We start from the raw sequence: 12,827 nt of genomic DNA on the forward strand, positions 1-12,827 counted from the left end.
CTGCGGGTCCCGCGCGGCCCTCGCCGCGCGGGACGAGGCCGCCCCGCGGCGGACCCCGGCTACCGGCCCGGCTGCCGCACGGGCTGCCCGCCGGCGCCGAGGGCGGTCAGGAAGGTGCGGAACTTGGCGGCCGTCTCCGCGATTTCGGCCGCGGGCCGGGAGGCGGGCACGATCCCGGCGCCCGCGTACAGCCGCACGGAGCGCTCCCCGGCCTCGGCGCAGCGCAGGGTGACGACCCATTCCCCGTCGCCCCCGGCGTCCATCCAGCCGACCATGCCGGTGAACCAGCCCCGGTCGAAGGGCTCGGTCTCCCGAATCACCCGGCGGGCCTCGGCCGTCGGGGTGCCGCAGACGGCGGGGGTGGGGTGCAGGGCGCGGGCGAGTTCCAGGGCGGAGGCCGGGCGCGCGCCGAGGTCCCCGGTGACGGTGGTGGACAGGTGCCACATGGCGGCGGTGCGTACCAGGGTGGGCCGCGCGGGCACGTGCAGCCGGGCGCAGTGGGGCGCGAGCGCGGCCCGCACCGCGTCGACGACCACGGCGTGTTCGTGCAGGTCCTTGGGGGATTCGAGGAGCGCGGCGGCGCGCCTGATGTCCTCGGCGAGGTCGGCGCTGCGCGGCGCCGAGCCGGCCAGCGGGTTGGCGACGAGGCGCCCGCCGGTGCGGGACACCAGCAGCTCCGGGCTGGCCCCGAGGAGGGTGCGGCCGGGGCCGGTCGGCAGGGCGAAGGTGTAGCCGGCGGGGTCGCGGCGGGCCAGCCCGCGCAGGACGCCGGGGAGGTCGAGGGGCCGGTCGGCGTCGAGTTCGAGGGTGCGGGCGAGGACGACCTTGCGCAGGCCGCCCTCGCGCATCCGGCGCACGGCTGCGGCGACCAGCGCCCCGTACCTCTCGGGCGCCGGCACCTGGCGTATCCGCCAGTCGGCCGGGGCGGGCGGCTTGGCGGGCAGGGCGCTGAGCGGGTCGGCGGAGAGCGGCGGGGCCGTCCGCAGCGCATCGGCCACGACGAGGGCGGCGGGCGCCCGTTCGTCGAAGGGGACCGCGCCGAGGGCAAGCGGCGCGGGGTGGCCGGCGGCGCGGGCGGCGCCGAGGGCGGCGGCGACCCGTTCGGAAAGCGGTGTCTCGCCGTGCGGCACGGTGCTGTGCACGCCGCCGGCCAGCAGGGTGCGGGTGGGGGTGGCGAGGAAGCGGGCGCCGGGCGCGTAGGCGTCGAGGAGCGCGGTGGCGGCTCCGACGGCGGAGGGGAGCGGGGTGGGGGGCTGCCGGGCGAGGTCGGGTACCGAGGACACGGGGACTCCACTCTCGGGTGCCCGCCGGGCGGGCGTTCCGGTCAGGGGCGGGCAGGGCGGGGCGTGCCCAGGGTGGGACGGAGCCCAGCGGGGCAGCCTCGCAGTTAGGTTAGCCTAACCTAAGTTGACTGTCCGGAGTGGCGCCACGTCGCGCCCCGCCGTCACCTTCGGCGGATCGCCGACCCCGGCGCCGAATGTTAGGTTAGGCTTACCTAAGTGACCTTGAGGAGTGCGCATGGCAGCCCATCAGGCCGCGCAGGCAAGGGAGTTCGAGGGACGCGTCGCCCTGGTCACCGGGGCCGGCAGCGGCATCGGCCTGGCCACCGCCCGGCTGCTGGCGGAACGCGGCGCCCAGGTGGTGGCGGCCGACCGCGCGCCCGCCGCCGCGGCGCCCGGCCCCGGGGCCGGCTCCGCCACCGGCTCCGGTGCCCTGCACGCCGTGCGGCTTGACGTGACCGAGGGCCCGCGGGTGCGGGCCGTGGTGGCCGAGACGGAGCGCCGCTTCGGCCGCATCGACGTCCTGGTGAACGCCGCCGGCATCCTCCGCCCCGGCACGGTCGCCGAACTCGCCGACGAGGACTGGGCCGACACGCTCGACGTCAACGCCACCGGCGTCATGCGGGTCAGCCGGGCGGTGGCCCCCGGGATGGCGGCCAGGCGCAGCGGAGCCATCGTCACCGTCGGCTCCGACGCCGCAGGACTGGCCCGCACCGGCATGGCCGCCTACGCCGCGGCCAAGGCGGCGGCGGTGGCCTTCACCCGCTGCCTCGGCCTCGAACTCGCCCGCCACGGCGTGCGCTGCAACATCGTCTCCCCCGGCGCCACCGACACGCCCCTGCAGCGGCGCCTGTGGACCTCGCCCGAGGCGGCGGCCCAGGCCGTCGCGGGGGACCCGGCCCGCTACCGCGGGCCCATCCCCCTCGGCCGCCTCGCCGACCCGGCCGACGTCGCCGAGGCGATCGCCTTCCTCGCCTCGGACCGGGCCCGGCACGTCGCCCTGCACGAACTGCGCGTCGACGGCGGCGCCACCCTGCACCGCTGACGCGCCGCCACCGCCCTCCACCGGACCCGCTCCCCCACCGCCACCGGGCCCGGCAGAGACCCCCGAGACCGCCCCAAGCCCCAATCCTCAGACGGGAGAACCAGGTGACGCCAGGCGAGTCCGCCGCCGCACCCACGTGGCCTGCCGAGTTCGCGGCACGCTACCGCGCGGCCGGCTGGTGGCGCGGCGAGACCTTCGGCGCGATGCTGCGCGACCGCGCCGCCGCCCACCCCAAACGGATCGCCCTCACCGCGGGCGACCGCCACCTGACCTACGCCGCACTCGACGAGGCCGCCGACCGGATGGCCGCCGGCCTGCTCGCCCTCGGCATCGCCCCGGGCGACCGGGTGGTGGTGCAACTGCCCAACGTGCCCGAGTTCTTCGAGGTGATCTTCGCCCTCTTCCGCATCGGAGCCCTGCCGGTCTTCGCCCTGCCCGCCCACCGCGAGGCCGAGATCTCCTATTTCTGCTCCTTCACCGAGGCCGTCGCCTACGTGATCCCCGCGACCTGGGAGGGCTACGACCACCGCGCGCTGGCCACCCGCGTCCTGGCCGCCGCCCCCACCCTGCGGCACGTCCTCGTCGCCGGCGAACCGGGCGGCCACACCGCCCTCGGCGCCGTCCCCCGGGACCCCGTCGCCACCCCGCCCGGGCCCAACCCGGAGGACCTGGCCTTCCTCCAGCTCTCCGGCGGCTCGACCGGCGTGCCCAAGCTCATCCCCCGCACGCACGACGACTACCTCTACTCGCTGCGCGGCTCGAACGAGATCTGCGGCGTGAGCGCGGACACCGTCTACCTGTGCGCGCTGCCGGCCGCGCACAACTTCCCGCTGAGCTCCCCCGGCACCCTCGGCACCCTGTACGCGGGCGGCCGGGTGGTGCTCAGCCCGCGGCCCGACCCGGACACCGCCTTCCCGCTGATCGCGCGCGAGCGGGTCACCCTCACCGCCCTCGTCCCGCCGCTCGCCCTGGCCTGGGCCGAGGCCGCCGCGGGCACCCCGCACGACCTCGGCACCCTGCGCGTGCTGCAGGTCGGCGGCGCCAAGCTCAGCCGCGAGGCGGCCACGCGGCTGCTGCCCGCCTTCGGCGCCACGCTCCAGCAGGTCTTCGGCATGGCCGAGGGCCTCGTCAACTACACCCGGCTCGACGATCCAGAGGAGCTGATCGTCTCCACCCAGGGCCGCCCCCTCTCACCGGACGACGAACTCCGCATCGTGGACGAGGAGGGCCGCCCGGTGCCGCCCGGCGCCCCCGGCCACCTCCTCACGCGCGGCCCCTACACCATCCGCGGCTACTGGCGCGCCCCCGAGCACAACGCCAGGGCCTTCACCCCCGACGGCTTCTACCGCACCGGCGACCTCGTCCGCCTCACCCCCACCGGCCACCTCGTCGTCACCGGCCGCGCCAAGGACCAGATCAACCGGGGCGGCGAGAAGGTCGCGGCCGAGGAGATCGAGAACCACCTCCTCGCCCACCCCGCCGTCCACGACGCCGAGGTCGTCGCCCAGCCCGACCCCTACCTGGGCGAGCGCATCTGCGCCTACCTCATCGCGCGGCAGGGCGCCGAACTCCCCGGCAGGGCCGCCGTCCGGGCCTGGCTCAGGGCGCGCGGCCTGGCCGAGTACAAGCTCCCCGACCTGGTCCGGGCGGTCACCGCCTTCCCCACCACGGGCGTCGGCAAGGTCTCCAAGCGGCACCTGCGCGAGCCCGCCCCGCCAGGGGCCGGCTCCTGAACGCCCGCGGGCCCCGTCCCGGCGCGGCCCTCCCCGCCCGCCCTCCGCCCGCCCTCCGCCCGCGGCCGCCGGGCTCACGCGGCCTTCCGGGACCGGGCGGCCTTCCGGGACCGGCGTGGCTGGGCCGTCCGGAGGAAGCCGCCGGAATGAAAAGGGCGGGGCACACGCCGGGAAGGAGGGCCCCGCCCCGCCGGCTGCGGACACTTGGGTGTCGCTGCGCGGGCCAGGGCGGCGACCACAGCCGTCCACCCGGCACCGACAGGAGGGCCACGGACGATGACCAGCGCCTCCCCCCACCGCAGACGCCGGCCCCCGGCCGCGTCCGGCGCCCGGCAGGACCTCGCGAGACGCAGGCTGGAGCGCGCGCTGCGCGCCGAGGTCGAGGGCGAGGTGCGTTTCGACCCCGGCTCGCTGGCCCTCTACGCGAACGACGCCTCGAACTTCCGGCAGGTCCCCGTCGGCGTCGTCGTGCCGCGCAGCCTGGAGGACGTGGTGGCCACCCACCGCGTCTGCCGGCGCTTCGACGTTCCGCTCCTCAACCGCGGCGGCGGCACCAGCCTGTCGGGCGAGACCGTCAACGAGGCCGTGGTGATCGACCACTCGAAGTACCTGACGCGGATCGGCGACTTCGACCCGGAGCGCCGGCTGGTGACCTGCGAGACCGGCGTCGTCAACGAGGAGCTGAACCGGCACACGGGCGCCGCGGGACTCGTCTTCGGCCCCGACCCCTCCTCGCACTCGCGCTGCGTCATCGGCGGCAACATCGGCAACAACTCCTGCGGCACCCATTCGCTGCAGTCCCAGCTCTACGGGCCAGGGCCGCGCACCTCGGACAACGTGCACGCCCTGGAGGTGGTCACCTACGACGGCGTCCGCTTCTGGACCGGCACCGGCGAGGAGGAGCGGCTGGCGGACGTCATCAGGGCGGGCGGGCGCAAGGGAGAGATCTACGCCGCCCTGCGCGACCTGCGGGACAGGTACGCCGGCCTCATCCGCGAGCGGTTCCGGCCGGTCTCCGAGGTGCCGCGGCGCGTGTCCGGCTACAACCTGGACGAGCTGCTGCCCGAGCGCGGCTTCAACGTCGCCCGCGCCCTCACCGGAACCGAGGGCACCTGCGTCACCGTGCTGCGGGCCGTGCTCCTGCTCACCCCCGCTCTGCCCGAGCGGGCCCTGGTGGTGGTCGAGTACGGCGACCTGGCCGAGGCGGGCGAGCCGGTGGCGGAGATCGTGGAGCGCTGGCGGCCGATCGGACTCGAGGCCGTGGACCACCGGCTGGTCCGCGACCAGCGGCTCCTTGGCATGAACGCGGAGAACCTGCCGCGGCTGCCGCGCCCCGGCGGCGGCGCCTGGCTGCTGGTGCAGTTCGGGGCGGACGAGCCGCGGGAGGCCGTGGAGCGGGCCGGGGCCTTCGCCGACTGGCTGACCGCGGAGCGCGGCGTGGCCCGCGAGCGGGTGACCCGGGCCGGAAGCGCCCAGCTCGGCGGCAGCAGCGAGGCCCTGTGGTCGATCCGGGAGAGCGGCCTCGGCTCCTCCGCCTTCTCCCCCGAGGGCGTGGACCACTGGCCCGGCTGGGAGGACTCCGCGGTGCCGCCGGCCAGGGTGGGCGCCTACCTGCGGGAGCTGCGCGCCCTGCTGGACCGCCACGGCCTGTCCGGCGCCATGTACGGGCACCTGGGGCAGGGCTGCATCCACTGCCGGCTCGACTTCGACCTGCGCAGCGCCGCGGGCCTGGCGCGCTACCGTGCCTTCCTCACCGAGGCCGCCGACCTCGTGGTCTCCCACGGCGGCTCCCTCTCGGGCGAGCACGGCGACGGGCAGCAGCGCGCGGAACTCCTCGACAAGCAGTACGGCCCGGAACTGGTCGAGGCGATGCGGGAGTTCAAGCGGATCTGGGACCCGCGCGGGCGGATGAACCCGGGCAAGGTCGTGGACCCGTACCGGATGGACGAGAACCTCAGGCTCGGCACCGACTCCAACCCGCCGCGGCCCGCGGTGACCTTCGCCTACCCCGAGGACGGCGGGGACTTCGCGCACGCGGCCCTGCGCTGCGTGGGCATCGGCAAGTGCCGGGTGCCGCGCGCGGAGACCACCATGTGCCCCAGCTACCAGGTCACCCGGGAGGAGAAGCACTCCACCCGGGGCAGGGCGCGGCTCCTGTTCGAGATGCTGCGCGGGGAGGTGATCACCGACGGCTGGCAGTCGCGGGAGGTCGCGGAGGCCCTCGACCTGTGCCTGTCCTGCAAGGGCTGCACCAGCGACTGCCCGGTGGGAGTCGACATGCCGACCTACAAGGCGGAGTTCCGCCACCGGCACTACCGCTCCCTGCGCAGGTGGCGGCCCCGCCACGCCTACGCCCTCGGCTTCGTCGACCAGGCCGCCCGGCTGGCCGCCCTGCTGCCCGAGGCCGCCGCCCTGCTCACCAGGACGCCCGGCCTGGCGCGGCTGACCAAGCTCGCCGCCGGGATCGACCCCAGGCGCCCGCTGCCCGGCTTCGCGCCGACCACCCTCCAGCAGTGGTTCCGCCGCCGCGGCGGCAGCCGCAACCCACAGGGCAGGCCGGTGGTCCTCTTCCCCGACACGTTCACCAACCACCTGCACACCGACGTCGGCGTGGCCTGCGTCGAGGCCGTCGAGGCGGCCGGCTGGCGGGTCCTCCTGCCGGCCGGCCACCTGTGCTGCGGGCGTCCCCTGTACGACTACGGCTTCCTCGACGCGGCCGTGCGGTACCTGCACCGGGTGCTCGGCGCGCTGCGCCCGTACGTGCGGGCGGGGGTGCCGGTCGTCGGCATGGAGCCGAGCTGCCTGGCGGTCTTCAAGGACGAGCTGGGCAAACTGCTGCCGCACGACGACGACGCGGCCAGGCTGGCGGGCGGCTCCTACCACTTCCCCGAGTTCTTCCGCGCCTTCGGCATCGAGCCGCCGCCGCTCACGGGCCGGGCCCTGCTGTGGGGCCACTGCCACCACCGCGCCACCGGCGGGATGGAGCCGGAGCGCGCGCTGCTGGAGCGGATGGGCCTGCGGGTGGAGCCGGTGACGGGGGGCTGCTGCGGGCTGGCCGGCTCCTGGGGTTTCGAAAGCGGCACATACGGGATCTCCATGGACTGCGGGGAACAGGCCCTGTTCCCCGCGGTGCGGGAGGCCGCCGCGGACACGCTGGTCGTGGCCGACGGCTTCTCCTGCCGCACCCAGCTGGCGCACGCGGCGCCGGGCCCCGCCCCGGTCCTGCACACCGGGCAGGTGCTGCGGCTGGCCACGGCCGCCGGCGGCGTGGACGAGGTCCGCGCGCGGCCGGGCGCGCCCCTGGCCCGGCGCGCGGCGCGCGTCGCCCTGGCGGCCGGCGCGGTCGCCGCCGCGGGCGCGGGCCGCGCGCGCCGGCGGCCGTGAACGGACGGCGGGAGCGCGCGGGCGGGCGGGCAGGCAGGCCGGAGGCAGGACGGGAGGACCGATGAGGCAGGCGGACGTCTTCGGCGAGGTCTTCGCCGTGGAACTGATCATGGCGGGCGCCGTCTTCCTCGCGGTCCTCGCCGCGGTGCTGTACGCCGTGCTGCGCCGCAGGGCCGGGGCGGCGGCCGGGCCCTCGGAGCGGGCGGAACGCCCGCGGCTCGAGGCGGCGTACGTGGCGGTCCTCGCCGCGGTGGCCGTCTTCCTCGTCGTCTACACCGCCCTGGCCAACCACCGCGAGCACCGCACCGGCCACGTCGGCGCCCCCGCCGGCCCACCCGCCGCGCCCGAGGTCGTCGAGGTGGACGTCACCGCCTTCCAGTGGTGCTGGACCTTCCGCCACCCGCGCCCGGGCGGCGCGGGGGCGACGAGCGGGACCTGCCGCGCGGAGGAGGTGCCCACCCTCGTGGTGCCGACCGGGCGCCCGGTGCGCGTGGAGCTCACCTCGCGGGACGTCATCCACTCGCTGTGGGTGCCGGAACTGCGCTACAAGATGGACGCCTTCCCCCACCACACCAACAGCTTCACCCTCACCCTCGACGAGGAGGGCAGGTGGCTGGGGCGGTGCGCGGAGTTCTGCGGCTACCGGCACTACGCGATGCACTTCTGGCTGCGGGCCGTCAGCCCCGGGGAGTACGAGCGGTGGGTGGCCGGTCACCAGGCCGCCGCGGGGGGCGCCGCATGAGCCTGACCGGAACGGCGGATGTCGAGCCCGCCCGGCACCGCCCCGCCCCGGCGCCGGGCGGCTGGCTCGGCTGGCTGACCACCACCGACCACAAGCGGATCGGGCTGCTGACCCTGGGCACCTCCCTGCTGGTGATGCTGGGCATGGGGGTGCTCGCCCTGCTGATGCGAGGTCAGCTGGCCCAGCCCGAGGAGCACCTGGTGGGGCCCCAGGTCTACAACCAGCTGTTCACCATGCACGGCTCGGGCATGATCTACCTGGTCATGACGCCGTTCGCGCTCGGCCTCGGCGTGTACCTGGTGCCTCTTCAGGTGGGGGCGCCGGTCATCGCCATGCCGCGGGCCACGCTGCTCGGCTACTGGCTGTACGTCCTCGGCGCGGCGATCATGCTCTCCGGCTTCGCCACCCCGCAGGGGGCGCACTCGGACGGCTGGTTCTCCTACCCGCCGATGGCGGCCCGCACCTACACCCCGGGCGTGGGCTCCGACCTGTGGATCGCGGGGGTCTTCCTGGCGACCACGGGCGTGATCCTCATGGCCTGGGCGGTGCTGTGGACGGCCCTGCGGAAGCGGGCCGAGGGCATGACGATGCTGCGGATGCCGGTCTTCAGCTGGTCGATGGCCGCCACCTGCCTCATGGTGATCGGCGCCTTCCCCGCCCTGCTCGCCGCCCTGGCGCTGCTGGCGGCGGGCCGGGTGGAGCCGGCGGTCTTCGACTCGAACCTGTGGGTGATCGGCTACCAGCACCTCTTCTGGTTCTACGGCCACCCCGTCGTGTACGTCATGTTCTTCCCCTACCTGGGGGCGGTGGCCGAGGTGCTCGCGGTCTTCTCCGGCCGCCGGTTCTTCGGCTACCGCGGCACCGTGTTCGCGCTGCTGGTGTTCGCGGCCCTGTCGATGAGCGTGTGGGGGCACCACATGTTCACCACCGGGCAGGCGACGAACGACTACTACTCGCTGACGAGCATTCTGCTGCTGGTGCCCGCGGGGGTGGAGTACTTCGCGATGCTGGGCACGATCCTCGGCGGGCGGCTCGTGTTCCGCACGCCGATGCTGTTCGCCCTGGCCTTCGTGCCGCAGTTCCTCATCGGCGGCCTCACCGGCATCATGGTCGGCACCCCCGTCCTGGACTACCACGCGCAGGACAGCTACTTCGTGGTGGCGCACCTGCACTACGTGCTGTTCGCGGGCAGCGCCTTCGGCCTCTTCGCCGGCTTCTACCTCTGGTTCCCCAAGGCCACCGGGGTGCTGCTGGACGAGCGGCTCGGCCGCTGGCACTTCTGGCTGCTCGTCGTGGGCACGAACCTGACGTTCTTCCCGATGTTCTTCCTGGGCTACGCCGGCATGCCGCGGCGGGTGGTCACCTATCTGGACGGGGACGGCTTCGGGCTGCTCAACCTGCTGTCGAGCTGCGGGGCCGCGGTCCTGGCGGCGGGCATGACCGTGTTCGTGGTGAACCTCGCGCGGGCGGCGCTGCGGCGGGCGCCCCGCGCCGGGGACGACCCGTGGCGGGGGCACACCCTGGAGTGGGCGACCTCCTCCCCGCCGCCGCGGCTGAACTTCGACGCGGCGCACCCGCTGCCGCCGCTCACCAGCGAGGCGCCCCTGCTCGACCTCAGGCGGCGGGCGGCGGACGAGGCGCGCGGCGCGCGGGAGGGGCGGGGCGCGCGGGAGGGGCGGGCGTGACGCGGCATCCCGGCTTCCTGCTCGTCGCGGGCTGGGCGCTGCTCAACGGCCTCCTGCTCGCCGTGCTCGCGATCTACGGGGAGAGCGCGACCGCCCTGGCCTGCTACGGGATCGCGGTGGGGCTGCTCGCCCTCGCCGCGCTTGCGGTGCTGGCCTCCTCGGTCCGCGGCCCGCGCGAACACACCCGCTACCGGCTGCCCGTCCGGCCGGGCTCTGCGGTGCTGCCGCTGGCCGCGGCGGCGGGGCTCGCGGTCCTCGCCTACCCGTACGGCTGGTGGCTGCTGCCGATCGCCGCCGCGCTGCTCGGCCTGTCCCTCGCCCTGGCGGCCCACGACCGCGCCGCGCGCCCGCGGCGGAGCCGGTGAACGCGGACGGCTCGGGCGGCATCGACAGCACCGGCGGCGCGGAGCGTCGGGGGGCGCGGCAACGCGGTGCGGCATGGACGGGGTGAGCGGCGTGGCCGGGATGGGCGGCGGCGGGGTGGATCTCTGGGGGGCGGCGCTGATGGGGGGTTCCGGGCTGCTGGTGTCCGCGCTGGTTCCCTGCCTGCTGCTCGCCACCCGCCGCGGCGGGGCCTGGGCCCGGCTGACGCCGCCCGCCTGGGCGGCCTGGCCCGGCTTCCTGCTGCTGCACGCGGCGACCGTGCTCGCCGAGGCCGGGCACCCCTCGGCCCGCGCGCGGCTGCTCCTCGAAGGGGCGCTGGCGGCCGGGGCGTTGGCGTTCTGGCTGCCGGTGCTCGTCCCAGGGCCGCGCCGGCTGAGCGCACCGGGCCGCTGCCTCTACCTCTTCCTGGCCGCGCCGCTGCTCGACCTGCCCGCGGTGGCCCTGGTCGCCTGCGGCCACGCCGCGGGCGGCCTCGCCATGATCGCCGGGATGCTGCCGCTTCCGCTGGCCGCCCTGGCCGTCACCTGGCGCTGGGTCCTCGCCGAGGAACGGGCCCGGCCGCCCGGCGGCCACCCCGCCTGAGGCTTCCCCTGGGCCCGGCTCAGCGGCCGCGCCCGCGCAGCAGCCAGCGCACCGCGTGCCACACCTGCCGGCCCGGGCTGCGCGGGGGCAGCACGCGCGCCCGCGGCGGCGCCGGGTGGGTGGGCGGGGCCAGGATCTCCTCGATGCGGCGCCGCCGCTCCTCGTCGGCCGGCAGGTCGACCCGCTGCCCGAAGTACCAGGCGCTGAGCGCGTCCCGCACCCTCAGCCGCAGCGGGCGGCGCCGCAGCAGCCCCCGGCGGTGGTGCCCGGCCGCCGCCGGGGTGCGACCGGTGGGCACCGGCACGTCGCGCACGAGCAGCGCGTACGCCGCCTCGGCGGGCAGCGGCAGTCGCTCCTCGGCGTAGCCGCCCGCCGCGGTCCGCACGGCCTCCCCGCTCCCCTCCCCCTCGGCCAGCCGCCTGCGGTCGGTGGCCTGCAGGCCGAGGCACAGGCGCTTGGTTGCCAGGTAGGCCAGCACGGGCACCACGAAGAAGGCCACCCGGAACACCCAGACGAGGCCCTCCAGGGAGGTGTGGAAGACGTGGGCGAGCACGTCCTGCCCGCCCGCGAGGAGCAGCACGGCGTAGCCGGCGACGCCGCCGGCGCCGAGCGCGGTGCGGGTGGGGTGGTTCCGCGGCCGCTCGCACAGGTGACGTTCCTGCGAGTCCCCGGTGAGCCGGCGTTCGAAGAACGGATAGGCGTACAGCACCGCGAACAGGGCCACCGGCAGGACCACGCCGGTCAGGAAGGTGGTCCAGGCGAGGGTGTGCCCGGCGAGGTCGGTCTCGAAGCCGGGCATCAGCCGCAGCGCGCCCTCCAGGAAGCCGACGTACCAGTCGGGCTGGGCGTCGAGGGAGGCCAGGTCCGGCCGGTAGGGGCCGTACTCCCAGACCGGGTTGATCTGCACGGTCGCGGCCAGCACGGCGAGCACGCCGAAGACGGCGAAGAACAGGCCGAGGGACTTGGCGGCGTAGGCCGGCCACAGCGGCTTGCCGACGACGTTCCGGTTGGTCCTGCCGGGCCCGGGCCACTGGGTGTGCTTCAGGTAGACGACAAGCAGCAGGTGGGCGGTGATCAGCGCCACCAGCAGCCCGGGCAGCAGCAGCACGTGCGCGAGGTAGAACCTGGAGACGATCTCCTCCCCGGGGAACTCGCCGCCGAAGACGAGGAACGCCAGGTAGGAGCCGACGACCGGGAGGGACAGCATGATGCCCTCGGCGATGCGCACGCCCATGCCGGACAGCAGGTCGTCGGGCAGCGAGTAGCCGCAGTAGCCCTCCAGGAGCGCGAGCCCGAACATGGTGACGCCGATGACCCAGTTGACCTCGCGCGGCCTGCGGAAGGCCCCGGTGAGGAACACCCGCAGCAGGTGGCAGCCGAGGGAGGCGACGAAGATCAGCGCCCCCCAGTGGTGGATCTGACGGATCAGCAGGCCGCCGCGCACCTCGAAGCTGATCCGCATCGTGGAGGCGTACGCCTCGGAGACGAGGGTGCCGCGCAGCGGCGCGTAGGGCCCCGCGTAGGGGCGGTGGGCCATGTCGGGGTGGAAGAAGAAGGCGAGGAAGGTGCCGGTGAGGAGCAGCACCACGAAGCTGTAGAGCGCGATCTCACCCAGCAGGAAGGACCAGTGGTCGGGGAACGCCTTCCGCAGCAGTTCCCTGCCCGAGTCCAGCGCGGGCAGCCTGGCGTCGGCGGCGGAGACGGCGCGCTCCGCTCTGGCCCGGCTCTTCGGGGATGAGGTCACCGCGCTTCCCTTCGACGTGGGGAGGTGCCTGTGCGGGGGACGGTGGGGGCGCCGCGGAGGCGGCGGGGCCGGCCACCCCACGGGGACGCACCTTTCCGCTCTTTCCGCGCTTTCCGGTCCTTACGGTTTTTCCAGTCTTTACGGTCTTTACGTTTTTTCTCCGACATTCACCGCGGAAGGTAGTCGAGGAGCGGGGCTGGGGAGCGGGGACAGGCCGGGTTCCTCGCATCGCGGGGCGGAAACCCGGC

General features: G+C 75.6%; 9 protein-coding genes. 7 read left to right on the forward strand and 2 right to left on the reverse strand.

Features of this window, described 5'->3' with window-relative positions:
• Positions 1-59: 59 nt before the first annotated feature.
• Complete coding sequence (locus D7294_RS22750; RefSeq protein ID WP_120682713.1) at positions 60-1,283, reverse strand: isochorismate synthase; 1,224 nt, start codon at positions 1,281-1,283, stop codon at positions 60-62.
• Positions 1,284-1,518: 235 nt separating this feature from the next.
• Here D7294_RS22750 and D7294_RS22755 point away from each other — a divergent pair, with 235 nt between their 5' ends.
• The 7 genes from D7294_RS22755 (at position 1,519) to D7294_RS33425 (ending at position 10,835) form a co-directional block, all read left to right on the forward strand.
• Positions 1,519-2,325 (forward strand): 2,3-dihydro-2,3-dihydroxybenzoate dehydrogenase, encoded by an 807-nt coding sequence (locus tag D7294_RS22755; RefSeq protein ID WP_120682714.1) that lies wholly within the window; start codon positions 1,519-1,521, stop codon positions 2,323-2,325.
• A gap of 104 nt (positions 2,326-2,429) precedes the next feature.
• Positions 2,430-4,058: a (2,3-dihydroxybenzoyl)adenylate synthase gene (locus D7294_RS22760; protein WP_120682716.1), complete on the forward strand. Its 1,629-nt coding sequence runs from the start codon at positions 2,430-2,432 to the stop codon at positions 4,056-4,058.
• A 276-nt stretch (positions 4,059-4,334) separates the two neighbouring features.
• Positions 4,335-7,442, forward strand: a complete 3,108-nt coding sequence (locus D7294_RS22765) for an FAD-binding and (Fe-S)-binding domain-containing protein (protein ID WP_120682718.1) — start codon at positions 4,335-4,337, stop codon at positions 7,440-7,442.
• Between the two features lie 61 nt (positions 7,443-7,503).
• The gene (locus D7294_RS22770) at positions 7,504-8,184 is read left to right on the forward strand and encodes a cytochrome c oxidase subunit II (protein ID WP_120682720.1); all 681 of its coding nucleotides are present in this window, start codon (positions 7,504-7,506) and stop codon (positions 8,182-8,184) included.
• A complete protein-coding gene (locus D7294_RS22775; RefSeq protein ID WP_120682722.1) occupies positions 8,181-9,869 on the forward strand; it encodes a cytochrome c oxidase subunit I in 1,689 nt (562 codons plus the stop codon). Before D7294_RS22770 ends, D7294_RS22775 begins: the two co-directional genes overlap by 4 nt.
• On the forward strand, positions 9,866-10,234 hold the full coding sequence (locus D7294_RS22780) for a hypothetical protein (RefSeq protein ID WP_120682724.1): 369 nt from the start codon (positions 9,866-9,868) through the stop codon (positions 10,232-10,234). Before D7294_RS22775 ends, D7294_RS22780 begins: the two co-directional genes overlap by 4 nt.
• 73 nt (positions 10,235-10,307) lie before the next feature.
• Positions 10,308-10,835 (forward strand): cytochrome c oxidase assembly protein, encoded by a 528-nt coding sequence (locus tag D7294_RS33425; protein ID WP_241562559.1) that lies wholly within the window; start codon positions 10,308-10,310, stop codon positions 10,833-10,835.
• Between the two features lie 19 nt (positions 10,836-10,854).
• Here the strand turns inward: D7294_RS33425 and qcrB are convergent, their stop codons facing one another.
• A complete protein-coding gene (gene qcrB, locus D7294_RS22790; RefSeq protein ID WP_120682726.1) occupies positions 10,855-12,579 on the reverse strand; it encodes a cytochrome bc1 complex cytochrome b subunit in 1,725 nt (574 codons plus the stop codon).
• Positions 12,580-12,827 lie beyond the last annotated feature (248 nt).

This window comes from Streptomyces hoynatensis, from assembly GCF_003626535.1.
GTDB classification, from domain to species: domain Bacteria; phylum Actinomycetota; class Actinomycetes; order Streptomycetales; family Streptomycetaceae; genus Streptomyces; species Streptomyces hoynatensis.